21 protein-coding genes are annotated in these 22,466 nt (G+C 43.7%); 3 read left to right on the forward strand and 18 right to left on the reverse strand.

The window, feature by feature from the left end; all coding sequences use genetic code 11:
• Positions 1 to 38 precede the first annotated feature (38 nt).
• The 6 genes from V6984_RS15615 to V6984_RS15640 form a co-directional block, all read right to left on the reverse strand.
• Positions 39 to 827, reverse strand: coding sequence for a methionine ABC transporter ATP-binding protein (locus tag V6984_RS15615; protein WP_342756536.1), 789 nt, complete (start codon positions 825 to 827; stop codon positions 39 to 41).
• A gap of 793 nt (positions 828 to 1,620) precedes the next feature.
• Positions 1,621 to 1,953: an ArsC family transcriptional regulator gene (locus V6984_RS15620; RefSeq protein ID WP_342756537.1), complete on the reverse strand. Its 333-nt coding sequence runs from the start codon at positions 1,951 to 1,953 to the stop codon at positions 1,621 to 1,623.
• Between the two features lie 255 nt (positions 1,954 to 2,208).
• Complete coding sequence (locus V6984_RS15625; protein ID WP_342756538.1) at positions 2,209 to 2,547, reverse strand: MmcQ/YjbR family DNA-binding protein; 339 nt, start codon at positions 2,545 to 2,547, stop codon at positions 2,209 to 2,211.
• A gap of 37 nt (positions 2,548 to 2,584) precedes the next feature.
• Complete coding sequence (locus V6984_RS15630; protein WP_342756539.1) at positions 2,585 to 3,205, reverse strand: peptidase C39; 621 nt, start codon at positions 3,203 to 3,205, stop codon at positions 2,585 to 2,587.
• Positions 3,202 to 4,335, reverse strand: a complete 1,134-nt coding sequence (locus tag V6984_RS15635; RefSeq protein ID WP_342756540.1) for a M20/M25/M40 family metallo-hydrolase — start codon at positions 4,333 to 4,335, stop codon at positions 3,202 to 3,204. Before V6984_RS15635 ends, V6984_RS15630 begins: the two co-directional genes overlap by 4 nt.
• Before the next feature lie 96 nt (positions 4,336 to 4,431).
• A complete protein-coding gene (locus V6984_RS15640; protein ID WP_342756541.1) occupies positions 4,432 to 4,878 on the reverse strand; it encodes an Rrf2 family transcriptional regulator in 447 nt (148 codons plus the stop codon).
• A gap of 265 nt (positions 4,879 to 5,143) precedes the next feature.
• On the opposite strand from V6984_RS15640, the gene V6984_RS15645 reads away from it, so the two are divergent.
• The gene (locus tag V6984_RS15645; protein WP_342756542.1) at positions 5,144 to 6,049 is read left to right on the forward strand and encodes an AraC family transcriptional regulator; all 906 of its coding nucleotides are present in this window, start codon (positions 5,144 to 5,146) and stop codon (positions 6,047 to 6,049) included.
• Between the two features lie 544 nt (positions 6,050 to 6,593).
• On the opposite strand, the gene V6984_RS15650 is transcribed toward V6984_RS15645, so the two are convergent.
• The 3 genes from V6984_RS15650 to V6984_RS15660 all read right to left on the reverse strand — a co-directional run bounded on the left by V6984_RS15650 (position 6,594) and on the right by V6984_RS15660 (position 11,690).
• A complete protein-coding gene (locus V6984_RS15650; protein WP_342756543.1) occupies positions 6,594 to 8,201 on the reverse strand; it encodes a transposase in 1,608 nt (535 codons plus the stop codon).
• 206 nt (positions 8,202 to 8,407) lie between these two features.
• Positions 8,408 to 10,990 (reverse strand): ATP-dependent chaperone ClpB, encoded by a 2,583-nt coding sequence (clpB, locus tag V6984_RS15655; RefSeq protein WP_342756544.1) that lies wholly within the window; start codon positions 10,988 to 10,990, stop codon positions 8,408 to 8,410.
• Positions 10,991 to 11,264: 274 nt separating this feature from the next.
• Positions 11,265 to 11,690: an RNHCP domain-containing protein gene (locus tag V6984_RS15660; RefSeq protein WP_342756545.1), complete on the reverse strand. Its 426-nt coding sequence runs from the start codon at positions 11,688 to 11,690 to the stop codon at positions 11,265 to 11,267.
• Positions 11,691 to 12,218: 528 nt separating this feature from the next.
• On the opposite strand from V6984_RS15660, the gene V6984_RS15665 reads away from it, so the two are divergent.
• On the forward strand, positions 12,219 to 13,499 hold the full coding sequence (locus V6984_RS15665; protein ID WP_342756534.1) for an IS110 family transposase: 1,281 nt from the start codon (positions 12,219 to 12,221) through the stop codon (positions 13,497 to 13,499).
• A gap of 124 nt (positions 13,500 to 13,623) precedes the next feature.
• Here the strand turns inward: V6984_RS15665 and V6984_RS15670 are convergent, their stop codons facing one another.
• From V6984_RS15670 to V6984_RS15710, 9 genes are all read right to left on the reverse strand, one after another.
• Positions 13,624 to 14,415, reverse strand: coding sequence for a class I SAM-dependent methyltransferase (locus V6984_RS15670; RefSeq protein ID WP_342756546.1), 792 nt, complete (start codon positions 14,413 to 14,415; stop codon positions 13,624 to 13,626).
• 12 nt (positions 14,416 to 14,427) lie between these two features.
• Positions 14,428 to 14,634, reverse strand: coding sequence for a hypothetical protein (locus V6984_RS15675; protein ID WP_342756547.1), 207 nt, complete (start codon positions 14,632 to 14,634; stop codon positions 14,428 to 14,430).
• A 42-nt stretch (positions 14,635 to 14,676) separates the two neighbouring features.
• Positions 14,677 to 14,910 (reverse strand): hypothetical protein, encoded by a 234-nt coding sequence (locus tag V6984_RS15680; RefSeq protein WP_342756548.1) that lies wholly within the window; start codon positions 14,908 to 14,910, stop codon positions 14,677 to 14,679.
• Positions 14,911 to 14,930: 20 nt separating this feature from the next.
• A complete protein-coding gene (locus V6984_RS15685) occupies positions 14,931 to 15,107 on the reverse strand; it encodes a hypothetical protein (RefSeq protein WP_342756549.1) in 177 nt (58 codons plus the stop codon).
• 216 nt (positions 15,108 to 15,323) lie between these two features.
• Complete coding sequence (locus V6984_RS15690; protein ID WP_342756550.1) at positions 15,324 to 16,058, reverse strand: ABC transporter ATP-binding protein; 735 nt, start codon at positions 16,056 to 16,058, stop codon at positions 15,324 to 15,326.
• A gap of 25 nt (positions 16,059 to 16,083) precedes the next feature.
• A complete protein-coding gene (locus V6984_RS15695) occupies positions 16,084 to 18,429 on the reverse strand; it encodes an FtsX-like permease family protein (protein WP_342756551.1) in 2,346 nt (781 codons plus the stop codon).
• Positions 18,404 to 19,768: an MFS transporter gene (locus V6984_RS15700; protein ID WP_342756552.1), complete on the reverse strand. Its 1,365-nt coding sequence runs from the start codon at positions 19,766 to 19,768 to the stop codon at positions 18,404 to 18,406. Before V6984_RS15700 ends, V6984_RS15695 begins: the two co-directional genes overlap by 26 nt.
• Positions 19,738 to 20,364 carry a TetR/AcrR family transcriptional regulator gene (locus tag V6984_RS15705; protein WP_342756553.1) on the reverse strand — a complete coding sequence of 209 codons (627 nt, stop codon included), beginning with the start codon at positions 20,362 to 20,364 and terminating at the stop codon, positions 19,738 to 19,740. Before V6984_RS15705 ends, V6984_RS15700 begins: the two co-directional genes overlap by 31 nt.
• Positions 20,365 to 20,668: 304 nt before the next feature.
• Entirely contained in the window at positions 20,669 to 21,463 is a 795-nt protein-coding gene (locus V6984_RS15710) for a class I SAM-dependent methyltransferase (RefSeq protein WP_342756554.1), read from the reverse strand.
• A 250-nt stretch (positions 21,464 to 21,713) separates the two neighbouring features.
• On the opposite strand from V6984_RS15710, the gene V6984_RS15715 reads away from it, so the two are divergent.
• Entirely contained in the window at positions 21,714 to 22,463 is a 750-nt protein-coding gene (locus V6984_RS15715; RefSeq protein ID WP_342756555.1) for a polysaccharide deacetylase family protein, read from the forward strand.
• Positions 22,464 to 22,466: the final 3 nt, after the last annotated feature.

Consider the following 22,466-nt stretch of genomic DNA (forward strand, 5'->3'; position numbering starts at 1 on the left):
TCCTTTTCTTTTTTAAGATTGTTTTCTTTGCGGGCTTGTTATATTCCCTCTCCGTTCATAAGGCTATCCGCTTTCTGAAATTCGAGGAATACCTTTGCAAAAAGCTCTCCGGTACGGCTGTGGGGATTATGGAATATTTCATTTACCGATCCCGACTCTATAATAAGTCCGTCTTCAAGAACGGCCATCCGCTCACATGTATATTTGATAGCATCCAGCTCATGTGTAATCATCAAAATCGTAATTCCTGTCGCTTTATTGATCTCCTTAAGCAGTTCCAGTATCTGAAGCGTGGTCTGCGGATCGAGGGCCGATGTTGCTTCATCGCTCAGCAGCAGGTGAGGATCGTTTACCAAAGCTCTGGCAATTCCTACCCTTTGCTTTTGTCCTCCTGAAAGTCCCCCCGGATAGGCTGATAATTTATCCGACAACCCTACGAGTTCCGCCGTATCTAAAACGCGCCGTTTGATCTCTTCCCTGGAAACACCGCTGATTTCCAATGGATATGAAATATTTCTATATACCGTCTTTGCCTCAAACAGGTTAAAGGTTTGAAAGATCATTCCGATTTTCCGCCGTTCTTTGAGCAGCTCCTGTTTTGACAGCTTTAGGATATCGACACCGTCTATTAGAATCTCTCCCTTATCGGGCGTCTCCAGCCTGTTAATACACCGGGCCAGTGTGGACTTCCCCGCTCCGCTGAAGCCTATGGTCCCGAATATTTCTCCTTTCCTTATGGAAAGATCTACTCCTCTCAAAACCTCCAGCGGTCCGTCATGTGTCGGGTAAGTTTTATGTAAATCCTTAATTTCGATATAGTCCTCCATAATATTATGTCTGTTGTACCGCTTAGCCCTCTGACACGGCAAGCATGTCGTACACTCCTTTCTTTATTACAGAACAAAAATGTGCTCCTCACAATCTCGCGGCCAAATACTTTGGCAGCACAGCTTTTGTTCCGCGCGCGTAGCTGCGCATTGTTGCCCTGAAGGGCTTTTTATATCATAGGAAACAATGTTTTCTCACGTTAAAGCAACAAAGTATTCACATGATATAAAAAGGCAGTCAGGATCATATAATCCTGACTGCCTTAATAGCATTCGCAAGATGATATAACCATTTTATCCCCCGGAGAAATTATATTTTTGCATAGCACAACAAGAAATACAGCAACACTGCATTCCTATAGAGGTACGTATGATTCTGTTAACTGCAACTGTTCTGTTTTGCATAATTATTTCTCCCTTCCGGAATCCCAACTATTTCCTAGTAAACTTATTGGTATTATATGTTTTTGATTTTTATTTGTCAATAAAAGATATATTGTTTTTCTCAATTTTGTCATTTCATCTAAATTATAGTTGATTAATACACTTATATTTATACAATTTTATTATTTCATATATGTTTAGTATGTTTTATCCAGCAATTTCCCTACCCTTTTCACATGGATTCTTTTTAGGATGATTAGGGTGTCAAAAGGTCCTTTTTAAAAATATTCGAGGCAATATGCCCAAAACAGTTCGCAAAAAGGAACTTTTGACACCCTGATTTTAGAATAAAAAGAAGCCTTGTTAATCTATGAATTCTCATCCATGATTAACAAGGCTTCCTTACAATCTATTCCCAGCCCTTCCATACCTCCGGCTTATATCCTACTGTGGCCATTTTGCCATTTCTTACGATGGGCGTTAAAAGTACCTGCTGATTTTCAAGCACTTTTCCTTCTTTGTCTTCTTCCGCAATATATTTTATCAGAGCGAGCACATCCTTATCCTTGCAGTTTTCGTTCAGCATGGCTTCCAGTCCGCCGACCGCCTGCTTCACACTAACGAATTCCCCTCTGCTCATACCTTTTTCTTTCAAGTCAATGAACTGGAACTTCACACCGCGTTCCTTGAAATATCTTTGTGCCTTCTTCGTGTCGTACCATCGTTTGACAAGGTCACACACGGTCGGATAAGGGCAAATTTTTGTTCCTGCTGCGTTACTTTCGCTCCGCGTACGCCCAGTACGCGTCGGTCAAGTGCCTTGCAGGGACGAAAATTTGTCCCTTTCCGACTCTTCGACCCTGAACATAGAAATTTGCCTGATTTTCAAGGCGGACAATCGAGGCGTACTGGACGTACGCCGATTGAGGACAACGCAGAAAATCAAGCAAATTTCATGGTTCAGGGCGCGTAAGACCTTGTCAAACGATGGTAACATTTATTTGTTCCGAAAATCTGTAAGTTCATAGCTTTCCTCAATCATTCTTTCTATGTCTTTATCCGGTACCGTTCCATCCAAAATAATGGAGTTCCAATACTTCTTGTTTAAATGATAGCCCGGCACCACCGAATTAAACGCATCCCGCCAGAAATCCCGCCATTCCTCATTACATTTTACATTAACCCATATATGGCCATCCTTTTCATATATCCAGGCAAATACCTTTTGATTTTTCTTATGCCGCATCACCGTCCAATTAGGATCGTGAAACGGATAGTCCTCATATACATCTTCTAATTTACTGCAAAATGCAATAACCTCTTCACGCTTTACCATCCTTCCACCTCCCATACTCTGCTGTAAGGTTACACTACTATATGAAGTATTCGATAGTTCTCGCCGGCGTTTTCTGCGTATCTTTATTAAAAATAATGACCGCCTCGCGGGTTTCTTTCGGCCCAAGCGCATAGGGACCCTTGCCCGCATCGTTCATCATACCATAGGGTACACGGCGGTTAAAACTGTAGGGCATATCCGTAATCAACTCAATTTCCTCTTGCTTAAACGGCTTTTTCCTATAATAAGGATCGAACAGGCAGACTCTTTTTTCATCGATTCCCGTCAGCAGCACATAATGCCAGCAGCCGTACATAACCCGGGCCACTACTGCGCCGCCCTGCTGCAACGCCGATATAATCCTGCTGTTTTCCCCGACAGAGACGTCTTCCCCCGTAAGATATTCGCTCTGCACCGGAACCTTTTTCACCTTTCCAAACTGGTTAAGCCAATCGCATATGAACATCATCGCCATGCGCGAGGTTCCGTTTTTCCCGAATTCTCCCTTTTCGTTATAGGCATCCAGACAAAAAAGCATGATATGTTTGATAATATCGGGCGGAATCTGCTCACGCCGGAACAAAAAGCTCATCGCATTTATTAAAGTAGTCGGACCGCAGTCATATTCCGTAATCTGGTAGTTCAAAGGATTCTTCATCCCGCATTCACCTCGCTCGTCATAAGTACTCTCGTCAATTCCGCAATTTTTACAAGCTCCTCCACTGTAGTATACTCCTCGCAGGAGTGACACTGGTTCATGGCGCAGGCAAGCACGATTCCCGTAATACCATGCTCTGACATCGCATTGTTATCACTGCCGCCGAACGTCTGCTGGAGAGAGGACGGCATGTGTAAGGTCCGGCATGCCTCTTCAAACCTGCGGACCACGGAATGCTCCTTGGGCGTTTCATACGCTTGGCAATTGGTAATCACTTCGAACTTTACCGTAGCTTTAAAAGCTTCCGCCGATTTTTCAAATCGCTTTTTTACTTCCTGCGCCGCTTCCATTGCCTTCTTATGGGAATAGCTGCGTATCTCTCCGCCGACCACACACAATGCCGGAACAATATTGGTGGCGAGTCCGCCTTGTATCACTCCTATATTAAGTGTCGTAATATCATCGATGTGTCCCAGCTTCAGCTTGGCTATGGCATCGGCTGCCGCCTGTATTGCATGAATGCCCATATGGGGTGCAAATCCCGCATGAGATGCTTTTCCGTTAACCTCTATATTCAGGGAAAGGATAGAAGGTGCCTGATAAGCAGCCCCTCCCACGGCTCCCGTCAAGTCGAGCACATATGCTTCTTTGGATTTAATTTTACTGTAATCAAACACCTTGGCACCCTTGCAGTAAATTTCCTCTGCGACCGTAAACAACACTTCGATGGGCCGATGCTCCAGCCGCTTTTCCTTTATCGTGTACAAGGCTTCTAAAATCGCTGCAATTCCCGCAAAATCATCTGCCCCCAATACAGTGTCTCCCTTACTCCGGATTACACCGTCAGCGCCTAAAACTGCCTGTTTTCCCCTGGAAGGCTCCACCGTATCCATATGGACACAGAAAAGAAGCGGCTCCAATTCTTCCCTGCCCTCCAAAAAACCGTATATATTGCCGCAGTTTCCGCCCAGCTTATTGCCTGCGTCGTCCTCCGCCACGTCAAAACCCAGCTCCTCCAGCTTATTTTTCAAATAATCGCCCATCTCCCTTTCCAACAGGGAAGGACTGTCTATGGATACCAGCCGGATAAATTCCTTAACGAGTCTTTCTTTATCAATTGTCATTTTCATAAATATACTCCTTCCAAAGTCCAGAAATCTGTGGGGATATGGTTAAGTTATGCAATATGGTTACTGTTCACTCCGTTCACAGCAACCTCATATGCCTTAAATATAAAACATAATTTCATGTTCGCCTTTATGCCTTTCGGCTTCATTCACAAGGTCTAAAAGGGTAATCCCATGCAAGGTCCCGCTTATCGTCCTATCCAGTGTATCGAACACCTTTATTCTAAGAGCGCTCTCAATATCCATAGCCGTCTCTGCTACAGTCTCCTGCGTTCTTTCAAATAAGGAATCCTCTACCGAAGTCAGCACCTCGTATACCGTTATCTGCCCCGGCTTGCGCGAAAGCAGATAGCCTCCCTGCGCCCCCTTCGTCGATGTAACCACTCCTCCCCGTTTTAAAAGAGAGAAAACCTGCTCCAGATATATCTTCGATATACCGAGCTCCTTTGAAATGTTAATTACCGTTGCATATTCTCCGCTGTCATAGCGCTGCGCCATATTCGTCACAGCAGCCAATGCATAGCGGCCTTTAGATGATATTCTCATGCTAGTCCCCTTTTCTTAATCTTTTATTTCATACTATAATAATATGTTTTATGAATTATATAATAAAAAAAATTGGCCCATTTGTCAATCTCCTATTAACCGGGTAGGAATTATTATAATTTTTCCAAAGACTAAAATATAAGATAATATAGATGATTGATTTGACTATAAGACAATGATATACTTTTCGTACATGCGAGCTTTTGTCCTTTTAAGTCAAGAAAACAAGCTGAAATTTTAATAGAATATTCATGAAGGTAAGGATATGAATCAGGACGATAAAGTCGAAATAGTTCAGGCTATGCAGGACTATATAAAGAAAAATATCACGGAGACAAATTTTAGTCTGGAAGCGATGTATGAGCACATTGGATATTCGCAAAGGCACGCTAATCGGCTTTTTTGCGAGCTGCTGCATATGACGCCGAACGAATATGTACGAAGAACAATGCTCACTTCGAGTACGAAAAAACTCCTGAAAACAGAAAAAAACATTATAGACGTCGCACTGGATAGCAATTACGAGACACATGAGGGTTACACAAGAGCCTTCAAAAAAAGCTTTCAGATCGGTCCCGCCGAGTATCGGAAATCACCGAGAGCTATCCCTTTGTTCGTCCAGTATCCCGTATGGGCATATCATACCTATCTTAATCATAAGGAGAGATTGGAAATGGATAAGGACACTATGGTTTGCACAGTCACACCGGTTGAAAAACCAAAAAGAAGGTTAATTATTTTACGTTCTGCCAATGCTCATGATTATTGGTCCTTCTGCGAGGAGAACGGCTGCGATTGGGAAGGAATCCTGAACAGCATTCCCGAGAAAATGGATGCCGCCGCTATTATACAGCTGCCGGATTCCCTGGTAAAGGAAGGCACCGCCTCTACTGCTGCCGGTGTTGAGGTCCCTTTCAGCTATAATGCTGCTATCCCGGAAAGATTTGAAATCATCGAAATTGATTCCGGCATTATGCTTTATTTTAAGTCGGAGCCTTTTGAGGATGAAAAGGATTTCGGAACTGCTATCGGCTGCGTATTTAAAGCGTACGAAAGCTATAATCCCAATGAATTCGGATATTCCTATGATGAGGAAACTATACCGAAATTCAACTTTGGCGCATCCCCTGAAATGGGCGCGAAGCTGGCTATTCCTGTAAAGAAGATATAGAAAATAAAAGATGTATCTCAAAAGTGCTGCTTTCCTTTGAATCAGGTCGTTTAAAGAATAAAACAGCACCTTTCAAGGAAAGAACATCATTTTGAGATACTCTTTATTTTATCTTAAGATTAGGGTGTCAAAAGGTCCTTTTTAAAAATATTCGAGTCAATATGACCAAAACAAAAAGAACGACTGCGCCTATGAAAATATTTAGAAGTTCTTTCTCTGGATATTTGTGCCATAACAGAAAACAAAACTGTTTGAGCGCAGCGAGTTTTTTGTTTTCTGTTATGTTTGGCGGGAATGGACTGAGAATTAGAACTTCTTATATATTGGAATTCAGCGCAGGAGTCTTTTTGTTTTGAGCATATTGTCTAGAGACGTTCGCAAAAAGGACCTTTTGACACCCTAATCCTATGATGTTGGGGTCAATTTAGGATTTTTATTCCCCCAATTCTTTAGCACCTTGAAAATTTCACACATATTTTTAAAAACATTATTCAAAAAGGGTAAATCGTTAATTATCACTAAGTAATCCTGGCTTTTCAATATATTAACTGGCTAACAATGGATTTTGCGCATAATGTCCCAAGCCATTTCGGAAAGTCAATAGCTTACGTACATTCAATGCTGCAATTTTGCATCCAAAGAAAAATCCACTCCGGATTTTTCCACGGACAGCCATACGATCTACCTGATACTGACTTCTCAAAATAGAAGGAATGGTCTCAACCCCGTTGCGTAGTCGAGCGAATGCCTTGAATTCGTCAGTTTTCATGTAACGTCGTGTTTTGGCACGATATTGTGCGGTAGCAGATAGGTCCACTGAACAGACATTTTTATATACTTTAACTCTACATTCATCCTTATGCGGACAGCCTAGACAGAGTTCCTTTATAAAGGATGCATGCACATGCCCATTGCTACTAGAACAGCAGCAGCTTTTCGGAGAATATCCAGCCGGACATTTCAGGATTCGGGTGCCTTCTTTATTCATTTCGAAATCAGCATAAATATCTGGTACCTCTTTTCCGGTTAAATCAGTGGTAACCAATCGGATATTTTTAGCGGCTGCCAGACTTGTGTTCTCTGCTCCACTATACGCGCCATCTGTAATAAGGATTGTAGTTTCCTTTTGTGATTCTGTTTGTTGTAAATGATCTTTGAGAAACTGACTGTCACTATAAGTATTGGGTTCGAATTGATAATCCGTAACTACAGAACCGTTTTCACCGACTGATTCTTCGAAATTTGCCACATAGCCCCGATGTTTCTTACCAGCTTTTTCACGATAGGTTGCATCTGGATCAGCTGGATTTTGAAGCATGGATGAAGAAAATCCACCATCTTCTTTGTTACGAAGCTTTCTTACTGAATTCTGAACGACTGTTTGTTCAGAAAGGCATCTTATTAAAAGTTGATACTCCGTAATCTCATCATAGTCAGAATTGCATAACTCCAATAGTTTTTCTGCATCACAGAGAATAGAATGGATGCGCTCGTCCGTCCCAGTGCTGTCATTGTAGTAAAATGTTTGGTTGAAATCATTTGGATTATAGTAATGCTCCAAACCTTCCAGTATATCATTTCTGTTTTCCTTGTGAATGTATGCTACAAGTTTTGCTACACAGGTATAAAGTAGCTCTGCACGGCTAAGGTTTTTGATGTTTGCTTCAATCATCAGAGAATCCATTCGCTTCATGCGGGGATTTATATTCATCATCTTAGCAATCTTACTGCTTAAGTCTGCTACGCATTCATGCATTAAGTTCGTTCCATAAGCAGACTCGTAATCATAGCAGCGTTTTCTAAAACGAGAAAGTGTTTTATCACTTAGAGGCTGTTCTTCATAACTGGTGGTATGCAATGCATACTGATATCTTGGGTCAAGCATTAGATTTTCTACAACTTCATCGTCGGAAATTTGGAACAGTTCTTTAATAATAAGTGCGCCTACGCAGATATTCACTGGTGTATTGGATCGACATTGGGTTCTGGTTGAGTAAAGCACATGAAAACGTCCTTCATCTATAAAGGGAAAAATCTCTTCCGCAAAGATTTTAGCCCATGAGTTTTCCATTGCTTTTTTCTCACGAGTTGTTAATGTATTTGTGATATCTGTTAACGAGTATTGTTGTGAACTATTGGTATGGAATGCCATTAAAACACCGCCTTTCTGCTATATTCATTATAACAGAAAGCGTCAAAAAATAAATGTGTGTAATTTTCAAGGTACTAAAGGGGGGGTATTTGACCCCAACATCATCCTATTACAGAAAAATACAGAAAAAAGGATTGCTGACCGATATCAAATATCGCATACAGCAATCCTTTTTTATTTAATGACTCATCTTAATTGTATCACAGCTATTTCTTTCTCGCCTTTAGCTCCCCGTCTTCCAGAACGATCTCCACCGTGTCGTCCGTTCCTACCGCATCCGCCAGAATCAGCTTTGCCGCCAGCGTTTCCACATACTTTTGAATATAACGCTTTAAGGGTCTCGCTCCGTATATCGGATCATAGGCGTTATCTACGATGTAACGTCCCGCCTCCGGCGCCAGTTCCACCTTAAGATTTCTATCAGCAAGCCGTTCGTTCAGATCATCCATGATCAGTCCTATGATGCCGCTGATATTGTCTTTCGTCAGGGGCTTAAATAAGATCGTTTCATCCAGTCTGTTCAGGAACTCCGGCCGGAAATGAGCGCGGAGCTCTCCCATTACCATGCTTTCCGCATCTTCGCCGATAGTGCCGTCTTCCCGGATACCATCCAGCAAATATCCTGCGCCGATATTGGAAGTCATAATGAGAATGGTATTTTTAAAATCTACCGTGCGTCCCTGTGAATCCGTAACGCGTCCGTCATCCAGCACCTGCAGCAGCACGTTGAATACATCGGGATGCGCCTTTTCTATCTCATCGAACAGCACGACGGAATAAGGCTTTCTCCTCACCGCCTCCGTCAATTGTCCGCCTTCCTCATAACCCACATAGCCGGGAGGCGCTCCAATCAGTCTGGATACGGAGAATTTCTCCATATACTCACTCATATCGATGCGGACCATATTATTCTCATCATCGAAAAGCGATGCTGCCAAAGCCTTGGCAAGCTCTGTCTTACCCACTCCGGTCGGTCCCAGGAACAGAAAGGAACCGATAGGCTTCGTCGGATCCTTGATTCCCGCTTTAGAGCGGATGATCGCGTCCGTTACCTTGGTAACTCCTTCTTCCTGCCCGATAACGCGCTTGTGCAGCTCCTCGTCCAGATGCAGCGTCTTATTTCTCTCGCTTTCCGTCAGTTTCGCTACCGGAATGCCGGTCCATCTGGAAATAATCTTGGCGATTTCTTCCTCGCTGACGTTTTCATGCACCAGAGACAAATCCTCACGCTTTACTTTCTCCTCTTCGATTTCCAGCTGTTGTCTAAGTGCCGGCAGTTTTCCATAACTTAGCTCTGCCGCTTTCTCCAGATCCATATCTCTTTGCGCTATCTGAATCTCATTGTTGATGGCATCGATCTGCTCTCTGAGTTTGGACAGCTTATCTACAGAAGCCTTTTCGTTGTCCCACTGCGCCTTCCTGTTATTGAATTCTTCCTTCAGCTCGGCAAGCTCCTTTTGCAGAGCTGCAAGCCGCTCCCTGCTCAACCTGTCCTCTTCCTTCTTCAGAGCTGTCTCCTCGATTTCCATCTGCATGATCTTCCGGCGGAGCTCATCCAGTTCCGCAGGCATGGAATCCAGCTCTGTCTTAATCAAGGCACACGCCTCATCCACAAGGTCGATGGCCTTATCCGGAAGAAAACGGTCGGAAATATAGCGATGAGACAAAACAGCCGCGCTGACGAGAGCATTATCCATTATTTTAACGCCGTGAAACACCTCATATCTTTCCTTCAGACCACGCAGTATGGAAATTGTATCCTCTACCGTAGGCTCCTCCACCATAACCGGCTGGAACCTTCGCTCCAGCGCCGCATCCTTCTCGATATACTGTCTGTATTCATCCAGGGTGGTGGCACCGATACAGTGCAGTTCTCCTCTGGCGAGCATCGGCTTTAGCATGTTGCCGGCATCCAGCGCTCCGTCCGTCTTCCCTGCCCCTACGATGGTATGCAGCTCATCGATGAACAGTATGATCTGGCCGTCGCTGTTCTTCACATCCTCAAGGACTGCCTTCAGCCTCTCTTCGAATTCCCCTCTGTATTTCGCTCCCGCGACGAGGGCTCCCATGTCCAGGGCAAAAATTTTCTTATCCTTCAGCCCCTGGGGCACGTCACCCTTTACTATACGCTGTGCAAGACCCTCTACCACCGCAGTCTTTCCCACGCCGGGCTCGCCGATGAGCACCGGATTATTCTTCGTCTTTCTGGAAAGTATCCTTATGATGTTGCGGATCTCGTTATCTCTTCCTATTACGGGATCGAGCTTCTGATTCCTCGCCTTTTCCACCAGATCCTGACCATATTTCTCCAGAGTATCATAAGTAGCTTCGGGATTATCGGAGGTAACTCTCTGATTGCCCCTTACGGTAGAAAGCACCTGCAAAAAACGTTCTCTCGTAATTCCGTACTCCCTGAAAAGCTCTTTGATCTCCTTATTCGGATTCTTAATCATGGCAAGAAATAAATGCTCTACGGAAACATATTCATCTCCAAGCTGCTTCGCTTCATCCTCCGCGCTGATAAGCACCTTATTCAAATCCTTGCCCACATATACCTGACCGCCCTGGACCTTCACTCTCTTCTGAAGTGCCGTTTCGGCGCGGTTCAGAAAATGCTCCTTATTGATTTCCATTTTCTCGATTAATTTAAGGATCAAGCTGTCTTCTATCGTCAGAAGGCTGTAAAGCAAATGCTCCTGTTCTATCTCCTGATTGCCGTATTCATATGCCAGCCGCTCGCAGCGTTCTACTGCCTGCATAGACTTTTGTGTAAATTTTGAAATATTCATAATAGCTCCTATCTGTGTGCTTTAGCACACGTATAAATCAGGATGTTGAAAAAGATTTTTTCAACCTGTTCCTCCTTGCCCTTCACTATAGGCTTAAAACGCCTTGTTCTATTCGTACTATAACGCGTGCCGTGAGCAGTGTCAAGTATCGAGTAAAAATTTTTTATAAAAATTCTATGATAAATTTGTGAAAATCAGCAATTGATAATTATATGTTTCCTAATTAAAAAGCAGGGAACCCGTTTTCATTCAGGTTCCCCGCTTAATGGCACAGTTATTCTATCCTTCCTTCTCCACCCATCAGATTCGTTAATTCTTCAATCTTCTCTAATGGAAAGGGTGGAAAAGTCAGCGGTTTCATGGCAATCGACATAAGCTTCATAGGGTTATCATCTGCAGCAATGCGATTTGAAACGAGCTTTCCGCATTGTTTACAGCGATGAATGATAGCCCATTCACCGTTCTTCCTTACCCACACTCCAATCGGCTCCATAAAGCCGCCGCAATCAGATGCCCGGTCACCCGGTTCATCATCGACATGCAGGCTGTTAAGGCAATTAGGGCAATGGTTTCTATGATTGCTCCCGGCTCCTCCCGGAACAACAAGCCGTCCGCACATTTTACATGTAAATGTACAGTCACAGGCATGGTTTTTATAGTAACCGTCCGTATATGTTATTTTTTTATTCTTACGATTCATTTGCTCCTCCAAATAGTTTGCATGAAATCCTCTGGAGGTCAGCGCAACGCGATTCGTATTTTAGATTATTGCGCAAACCTCCCGGTCTGCTGCACACGATGATTTACTATAATATTTCATACAAAATTCTCCTCGTATTATAAGTTTATAGACCTCAATCATAGAGGCTATAGACTTATTTTTTATGATATAGGTATTAGATGAATTGTTGGTCATCTTGTTATACCTACATTGTTAATAAGTTGCTTTATAGTCATGGTCCCAGATGTTACAATTAAGTTCACAAGAACTGTAGCTGTGGTCACTGCTTTAATTCTCCAGCAAAACATTTTGTTATTGCCAAGAAAGCTTGCAGCCCTAATGCTACGCTAAGACTTATTACACAAATGCTGCATCCTGGTATCTAGCCACCAGCAGGGTATTTCTTACCGGAGAATGCTAATAACGCGAGGGTTAGGGTGGCGTAGTGATCTGGGACAAGCCATGATTACATTCTTTTTATTCTGCTATGAAAGGTGGTGACTATCCGTGAAAGAAAAAATCGATTACCTCTCAACGCTTTTTGTTGGGATTGATATTGCATCCCGTATTCATGTTATTTCTGCACTTGATTTTAATCAGGAGTTCTTCATAAAAATGAAATCTATTGAAAATACTCAAGAAGGTGCAGCTCTTCTTGAAAGTCTAATTGTTGATGTCCTTACTGCAAATCATCAGTTCAAATTCGTTGTAATCGGCATGGAATCAACAGGATTTTATGGAGTTCATCTGGCCAATTACCTTTCAGCCAGCGATCTATTAGCTCCATTTTCCGTCCGTGTTTATTGCCTCAATCCAAAGGAAGTGAAGAATTACAAAAAGTCCTTCAACGACATTGGAAAAAATGATGGCATAGATTCCTTTGTTATTGCTGATTTTGCCCGTGTTGGCCGTATCAGCATCAAGCCTTGGCGTGGTTCCCAATATCTCGCCTTACAACGCCTTACCAGACATCGTATGCACATCACTGAATGTATTGCCAGAGAGAAAACATATATGTTAAATAACATTTTTCTGAAGTTCAGTGAGTATGCCTTATTACGCAATGGAGAGCATCCTTTTTCAAATAAATATGGTGCTACAGCCGAGGCTATTCTTACAGAGTTCACAACAAATGAGGACATAGTAAATACCTCTATTGAAGACCTTGTTGTATTCATTAGCTCTAAAAGTAAAGGTCGCATCGCAGATCCGGAAGAAACAGCTAAGATAATACAGGCTGCAGCTCGTAATTCATACAGGCTTGATAAATGCCTATATGAGCCACTTACGATATCAATTGCCTCCTCATTTAACTGCATCAGCTCTTTTGAGAAGGAATTAAAAGCAATTGATAAAGCAATCCTTCAAACTGTGCAAGGGTTAAATCCCGAGGAATATACAGTGCTTAATTCCATCCCTGGAATTGGCAAGGTTTACTCTGCCGGAATTCTTGCTGAAATAGGTTCTGTTAAAGTTTTTCAAAGTGCTGACTCACTCGCAAAATACTGCGGTATCGTTTGGAATGATAATGATTCAGGCGATTTTGAATCAGAAGACAAACATATGAGTAAGGCTGGCAACCGTTACCTTCGGTATTACATCATTGAAGCAACTGGAAGTGTTATAAGACACTGTCCTGAGTATGAACACTTCTATCATAAGAAATATGCTGAAACAAGAAACCATCAGCACAAACGTGCACTCGCGTTGACTTCCCGTAAATTTATACGTCTGCTCTATGGTCTGCTGGACAAGAGCCAACTCTACTCTCCGGAAAAGAGTAGGTAATTCATATCTCATTCTAAATCTACGTTTTTGTTATGAAAGCCGTAGGTCTATTAAAGTTACCCTTCTGTACGAAAAACAAATCAAAATACTTCTTGACTATTTACCAAATTGCTTCCCATTTTTATTATTTATTGATCTTATATTCATATAAACGGTAGATTTTTTTCGCTGTTTTACCCGCGAACATAAGCTTAAAAAATGTCTGCTCGAAAGTGCTCAACTCATCGATCAGCTCGGACGGAGTCATGTCGAGCTCTCTCGTAAAATGTATCCCCTCGTTTTGCTCGAAAGCCTCCGGATGATCGATACCCGAAACGATTTTCGCACCTACATCATTTACCGGATTTTTAAACCTGGATGCTTTTGCTCCGAAAACAGTATAGCAATCCATAAGCAAAAGTACGCGGGTGAATTGGTTTTGAAGTGCCAGAAACAAGGAACCGATCTCCCCGTTGGTAAGGTACATGCTTATGCCCTCCATGATCACGATAGCTTCTTTACCGTTTTCCAATCCGTTTATCCACTTTATGTCAGAAGCATCGGCACTCAGCATCCGGTAATTGCCGGATTCCTCGAAATAATGCTTTCTCTCCTGTATCACCGACGGATAATCGATGTCATACCAAATCCTCTCGGGAGCATTGATCCTTTCGACACGGCTGTCCATCCCACATCCGATGTGCAGAACAATCGCTTCCGGATATCTCTGGAGCTGCTTCTTTGTCCATTCATCAAATACCCGCGCTCTCATAGCCATATAATAAGTCAGCCATCTGGATTTCGCTTTCCCACGCAGCGTAAAGCCTTCCTTTTTCCATATTTCTTCGGCTTTGGGATCTTTGATTATAATACCTTTTTGGCTTACCGCCGCTTTTCCGAACAAAGGAATATATAAGGTTTTATTGACTGCATCCATATCGGTTTACTCCTAATCCATTTTATTAAAAATAACTGTTTGCTCTTTCATGGATATCTTTCCGACCTGATACCCATACTCCGTCAATTCCTTTTTATAGTTCAAAAAAGAGTGGTCTAGCGGTATTCCCGCAATATCCTTAATCTCATCGAAAGTAAGTTTAAATGACGCACTGCCGTTTTCCTGTACATATTCCCATAAAGAATTATATTTGCTCATCTCATACCGCTCCTTTGATTACTCATTTTATGTTTTCCCGTTTTATCCCTCTGATTGATAACCGGCAAAAAGCTTCTTCTTACTCCTGATATGCTCCTTCCATTTACAGCAGTCATTTAAATGAAGCATAACATGACGCGTAGGAGGCATGAGAAGAATTCCGGCCACATCTTTTTTTCCCCAATAGTCCAAAAGCCAGATGGAATCCGGATGCCCGGTCACGCCGCCAACTGCTGAAATGTCTGCTAATGCGCCCGGCAAAACTTCTCTTTTCATATCCGAAGCCTTCAAATTCATTACGACTTCCCTTGTACTCTTGGCAACTTCTCTTCGGTAGCGAACTCATCAACATTAATATTGCGGCTAAGTTCCATAATCTCGTCATCAGACATGGCATTTCCCGTATCGGTAACGGAAACGTTCAGCCTTTTCTTCCTTCCGGATAATCCTGCTAAGTTCTTTATGCTTTTCACTTAATCCTTCTCCGAAATATTTCACAGCCCGCTTCCTCCCCTGATTTAAACTTCCGTCGCTTCACATAAAAAACCGGATTTTCTTAAGCTCCTTAATTATTGCTCCTTTAAACATTTCTCACCTAATAAGTGTATTCGCAGTTACTGTACTTGTCAACAAATCTTTGTATACCGGATGGGTCCCATCGTTTCACAAGGCTATATCAATATATCTTTTTACCTCATAAAGGCAGCCGCACGTTTTTCCCTTTCCTCCCGTCTGTCTTTGCTGAATTTCCCAAGGATCAGTTCTTCTCCGATGGCCCCATCCTCCAGATAAATGATCCGGTCGGCTCTTGCCGCCACCTTTCCGTCATGGGTTACCATCAGGATAGCCGTTCCCTCCGCATTGATCCGGTTGAAAATATCCATAATTTCCCCGGTAGCTGAGGAATTCAGCGCACCTGTCGGCTCGTCGGCAAACAATATCTGCGGACGGTTCATCAGCGCCCTGCATATGGAAGCGCGCTGCTGCTGGCCTCCCGATATTTTCCTCACATCCTGCTTCGCCGAGGAGAGAATTCCCGTCTGTTCCATCCATCTCCTCGCATTCTCATTGATTTCTTCTCTTTTGAATATCCCCGCCTGATATGCCGGAAATATTATATTATCCCTGACCGATAAGGACCTTAATAAATTGGCCTTTTGAAAGACAAATCCCATTTTCTTCAATCGTATGCTGCTCATTTGCGGCTCCGGCAGTTCCTGAAGCTCCTGCCCGTCAAAGAAAATTTTCCCCGACGTAGGGCGGTCCATGCCGCTTAAGTTATAAAGAAGTGTGGATTTTCCACAGCCGGACTGCCCCATCACCGCAATGAACTCTCCTTTTTCGACGGTCAGATTTATATTCCGCAGTACTGTCGTCCCTTGAAATTCTTTCGATAAACTTTTTGCTTCTACAATTATTTTCATTTGATTTATCCTCTTCCTTCTCCACTCACTCGTTCATATACTCTACCGCTTCCAATTTGCTTATCCTTCCTGCCGCCAATCCTCCTGCCGCCGCAGACGTAAGAAACAGAAGCAGCGGAGTAATCAGCCACGCTGTCTGCGGATTCAAGGTAAAATGAATGCTCTTTATCCCTAAACCCAGAAAAGACAGAAATAAGCCTGCCAAAGAATCTCCAAATGTATTTGCAGCCGCCATCCCCACAACAGTCCCTCCAAAGGCGGCAAAATACACTGGATACAGCTCCTGCAGGCGCACATCCCATAGCGGTATTCCAAGTGCCTTTTTGTACGCGATCTGAGAAGCTTCACCCGCAAGGCGGAGCTTCATAAACAGAAGAATAATTGCTATTATCAACAGAATACCAATGCTAAGAGCCATAAATGAGACATTCCTTATCTGGTTTGTCACACCCCCAAGGGTCTGCTCCACGAAGGTTTCCATAAATTCCACGGAATATCCTCTGCCTGCCTGCTCCCTCCATTTGGAAACCAGCGCCTCTTTATCGATTCCCTGCTCCATATCTATATAGATCGTGTACTGCTCCGTTTCCTCCTTCACAAAATCACAGGCAGCCTTTGCCGTCATTCCTCCGCTGGTCACGTCCTGATAGACGCCGCACACCGCAAACGTCTCCCTTCCATTTTCTGTTAAAAGCACGAGCGTATCCCCATTTTTTGCTCCGAGCTGTTCTGAAAGGAGAAGGGAAAGAGCAATTTCGTCCTGCTCTTTGGGTACTTCTCCCTCCAGATAAGCGAGACCATCACCGCTGCCATTACCGGCATCCACATGCAGATTCAAGATCCCCCCCTCACTATCCAAAGCTTTTATTCTCACTCTGCGGGTACTCCAGAAGGAAATACCCTCTTCCCGCTGTAATATCCCCGTCATTCTATTCCATCTTTCCTTCACGCCCTCGCCCTGTTCTACTTCTATCATGGCATCGTGTACACTGCTTCCCATATAAGTGACGAACTCCTTCGCACTCATGGTACTTACCAGATTCTGAGGTAAAAGGACGAAAAAAACAGTTATGCTCATAATGAGAAAAACCACCGCATATTCCGGCAGATTTTGCCGCAGCGCCTGAAGCCCCACGCTTAAATTAACAGGCAGCCGTTTCGCACAGTGCAGCTTATCCTGAACTCTTCTTTCCTTTTTAAAGCCTTTCTGGGTTACCAGCGCATCCAGGACCGTTACCGCTCTTAATTTCTTCAGGATCCTTTTACAATACTGTTTAAAAAGAAAATACACCAATACGCAGGCCGCTCCCGAGAAAAAGAGTGCTCCGCCGGATACCGGCTGATTTCCAAACGTCCTGCTCATATGCGAAGTAAAAAATCCAGCTCCCGAAACCGCTGTTACATATCCGATAAAAATGCCTGCCGCCATCAGAATCCGCATTTTCCCAAGATATAATCCTCTTATAGCGGTGAAGGGGATTCCCATGGCCTTCATAGTTCCTATTTCTGTCAGTTCTTCTTCAAATGCCGCCGTCATCGTATATTTCATACATAAAAGAGCAATGAATATCAGAAGAATACCAATCAGAAGAAATACCATTGCCGTCGTAATATCCGTGATAGCGCTCAGGAGAAAAATCATAGAATAGGTTACCGCCTGCCCGTTCCGGGGCAGGAGCGCCTGTTCGTAGGCTGTCTGATAGGCCGTCGAGGCAGCAGTATCCTCAAACCATGCTTCTATGATATATTCCCTTTCCGGAGCATTTCTGAAGAATTCCTCGAAATCCCCGTCACTTACGAGAAATCTGGTCGAAGAACACATAGTGGAGTTCATCTGTGCATCGCGGACAAATTCTGCCGCCGTGAATTCTTTCTCCTTCTCACCGAACCGGACCGTAATTTTATCTCCCAGCCGGATGGGATACTGGTCTAATAAAATGACAGGGATGCCTATTTCGCCATCCGTCAGCCGTATTCTGTTTCTATTCTCATCCAATAGCAGATCATGGCTCTCATTCTGCCTTACAAACCCGATATCCAACCGGCAGTCCTCCAAAGTAAAGTTCTTTTCTCCCTCCGTAAAAATATCGGTTCCCTCTATATTTATCATAGGAACCGTCTGCCAGTATGTAATACCCGGATAGTCTTCGTTGAAGGCATCAATTTCCTTCTGCACGATTTCTCCTTTATGAAGCTGTAGAAAATGAGGCGGCTGCGCCTTTTCATACAATGAAGAAATTGACGAAAGAAGCTGTACCAGCATCAAAACAGACACTGCCGTTACCGCACCCGATAACGCCATGAAGAATAGCATAGACAGATTGCTTCCCGGATTTTTCTTCCAGTCATTCTTTAATATTTTCAGATGCATAAGCACTTCCTCCACTGATTCTGATTGTGCGAAGCTTTCTGCTCCTGCCCGCCGTGACAGCCGCTAACACCATACCTAACCCTGACAGAACGAGCAGGAAACCAATACCTCTGCCCTGCCCTGTACCGATGATTTTACCCACGCTGTCCGATAGCAGTCCCTCTTCCTCGAGGAGCGGCTCAAACATCCGGTCGGCAAGTACACCGCTTATGGCATAGGCGAGGATTGTTCCCGCCTGAGTCAGCAAGCTTACCATCCCCCATACTCTTCCCTGGAGCTCATGCGGTATGCTGACCCGAAGTAGTACATCCGCACATGTATTGATAAAAGGAATAGAAAAAAAGAACAGAAACAACGCAGTTCCCGCAAAAATCAGGTTGATACTTACGCCGGTAAGCGCCATAAAAGCGCCGCCTGCGGCCGCCGACAGAAACAATACATCCGCCTGCCTTTTCTTAATGCCAAATAATCCGATGATGACGCTGCTTATTAACAGTCCCACCGCACTGACGGACGCAAGAATTCCCACCGTCTTCGCATCGCTGATGGCAAGAAGCATGGGCGGAGTCAATATTTGTATGAAGCCCACGAAGAAACAAATAAGAGCCATAATCGCCACAAGTGCCATGATGCCGCCATCTCGGACAATCAGCAGAAATCCTTCCTTTAGCTCCCTTATCATTCCTTTTGTTTTCTCTCTGGTTAAAGGCTTCCTTAAGGTCTTTCTCACCGCCGCCACCGTAGATACCGTCAGAAAAAAGGTTCCGATATCGATCAGCAGAATCAGCCGGATATCGGCCAACCCAAGAAGGATTCCCGCAACGGCAGGCGAAATCAGATATCTGGCATTTCCTGCTATCTGTACCATGCCGCTGGCCTTAGCATATTCCTCCTCCGTCAGCAGATCCGTAACCGTAGCCTTATAGGACGGCTCCAGGAGGGCGACGAATACCGCATTCACAGTCACTCCTATTAAAATCGGCGCAATGCTCCGGCTCCCGCTCTGAATGGATATTAGTATATAAAGCAAACCGAGCCCCGAACACAAATCCCCCAAAATCATTAAAAGTCTTCTGTCATAACGGTCTGCCAGAACGCCTCCGACAGGGCTTAACAAAATTGTCGGCAGATATGCTAATAAAGTCACCAGGGAAACAAAGCTCACGCTTTCCGTCAACCGGTATACATAGACAGAAAGAGCAAAGGCGGTCATACCGCTTCCAATATTGGAAATCAGTTCTCCTGCCCATATGATGCTGAATTTTTTCATCTTGCTAACCATTCCTTTCCGAACGCCTGCACACATTGCTACATCCAATGCCCTGCTGCCTTTTCCCACAACGCTTGCTCATCAACCCCCAGCATTTTTCCGAGTGTAAAAATCAACGCCTTGAAGATACCCCTTTGTTGTTCCGGTGAAAAACCAAAAATACCATCGTCCAAAAGCGTCACCGCCGACGCCATAAATATCTGCATATATTCTTCCGGATAATCACAGCAAAAGACTCCGCTTCTATTCCCCTCCTCTATTACCGCTGCAAGAACCGGTACCGTCAGCGTAACTACCGTGGTCAGAGATTTCTGGTGCATCAGCGCATTTTCCATTCGATGCATCTCCTCGATCAGCATCGTATCGGTCTCCTCTTCCATCCGCATCGCCATAAAAATATGATACAGCTTCTCCTCCGGAGTAAAGTCCGTATTAGCTGCCACCTCCTGCGCCCTCTCGAGTACCTGCCCTGCAGCACGATTTATGATGGCATCCAGCACCTCCTCTTTCGACTTGAAATAATGATAAAAGGTTCCCTTTGCTATGCCTATTTCATTTAAAATATCATTTACAGTACATTTTCCATATCCTTTTTCCGCGAAAAGCTTTTGTGCGGTATCCAGTATTTCATGTAATCTTTCATTATGTTCTTTTACTGTTCTCATGTATGACTCTCCCTTTATATCACTTTAGACCGACGGTCGGTCTATTAATAATTTATCACGAATAATATCAAAAAGCAATCTTTTTATACTTTTTGATATATACTTAAACCTTTAGGAATGGCATGGCAATGCCGGTAACAGGAAATGAGAAGAGCATCGATATATGGAATTAACCAATTAAATCACCGCCAACCATACCCTTCCTGTAAAGGTATGATTGGCGGTGACCAGCAAATCTATTTTGATCTAGTATTTGAGGCAAAGGACGAGAACGAAATCGGGAAATGAACACAGATGTTTTAACCTATTTGATTCCATATATGATTCCTATGCCCTTGAGCATCCACGGCGCCTGTACGAACTTAGGTACAAAACCAAGCCTCTCAATATCGGCAATATAATGAATTTCCTGAATGCCTCCTGCCTTCAGCTCCTCTACAAACGCCTCCATGTCCCCATAAAGAGCTTCCATACCAAAAAGGTCCTGAAATGCAAAGGCACCGCCCTTTTTCACGACCCGCAGCGCCTCTTTGACTACAAGTCGTTTATCCGGCTGCGTTTTTACCTCGTGGAACACGAAGTTACTGACTGCCGCATCGAAGCTTTCCGACGGATACTTCAAATTTGCCGCATCCCCCTCCTCGAAAAGCACTCTGTCAGAAACACCTTCCGCTGCCGCATTACTTTCACACTGCTCCTTCGCATAGTTCCATTCTTTTCCCCAATAATCCACTCCTTGCAGCCTGGCTTCGGGGAAACGCTTTGCGCAGCGTATCGTTAATGCACCTGCACCGCATCCGATATCGAGAAGGGTTCCATCCCCATTATACGGAAGACGATTTACAAGATATTCGTGTATTTCTCCCATGAGCCCGCCTTTTTCAAAAGAAAAAATGGCTTTGCATCTCTGCATATAGATACTCACTGCCAGCATAAACAGGAAAAAGAAGCCAAAAATTATAGCAAATATCGTACTTCTTAAAAAAATCCAATTTATGATCCACAGCAGGAATATCACACCTGCTGCTCCCCACATTTTCCGCATCATTTTATCCGGCACCCAATTACCATAGTCCGTTTTCTTTTCATTTTCTCCCATTATCCACCTCGTTAAATTTATGAATCATTTATTATTTCAAAGTATTCTAAGAACGCATTACATTATGCATAGTTTAAGTAAGCTTTCAGTTAGTTGCGACTAACTAGATTATAAATCGTTCCCTCTTGTTTGTCAATTTTAAAATCACCTGACCCGCGAATTTTAATCTATCATTTTGCTTTTCTCTGTGCTATACTTTATGATTGGTTTTAACTTCTGCAAATTCAAAACCGGATTGGAGTATACCACAATGTCATTTACAGCCCTTGTATATCATGAAATCCGCGAGGGAACTATGTTCTCTCCCGAGCAGAAACACCCTATCGAAGTAAGACAGGATTATGAAGACAATTTACCCGCTCCGCTATTCATCACTTTAGAAAACTTCGTTATGCAAATGGAATACCTGCATGAAAACGGCTACCATACCTTAACGCTTGAAGAGGTTAGAAATTACTATTATGATAAAGCAACGTTACCGGATAAGTCCGTACTATTGACCTTCGATGACTGCTATCAGTCTATCGCTCGTTACGCTTACCCCCTCTTAAAAAGATACGGATTTCACGGGGTTGTCTTCGTAGTCTCCGGCTGGCTGAACAGCGAAAAGTCCACATTTATGCCGGAGAAATCCGTATGCCTGACGCAAAATGAGCTGGAAGAGATGGCAGATGTCTTCGAATACGCCAATCATACCGACTCCTTCCACACAAGATCAAGTGTTGCAGTCGGTAAGCTGATAGAGGCTGACGATTTGGAGTTTTCCGAAGATCTGGACCGCTGTAACGCACAATCTATAGTCGATGCAAAGGATACCTTTGCCTATCCCTTCGGCTTATTCGAGGACCGCAACGTTTCGCTTCTCAAGTCAAAGGGCTTCCTCCTGGCTTTCACTACAAGCAAGGGACCAAATATGCAAGAGACAGATCCTCTTCTTTTAAATCGTACCGTCGTTCCATATTTTATGGACCTGACCGCATTTAAAGAAATTGTGGGATAAAAA

The organism is Kineothrix sp. IPX-CK (assembly GCF_039134705.1).
Classification (GTDB): domain Bacteria; phylum Bacillota; class Clostridia; order Lachnospirales; family Lachnospiraceae; genus Kineothrix; species Kineothrix sedimenti.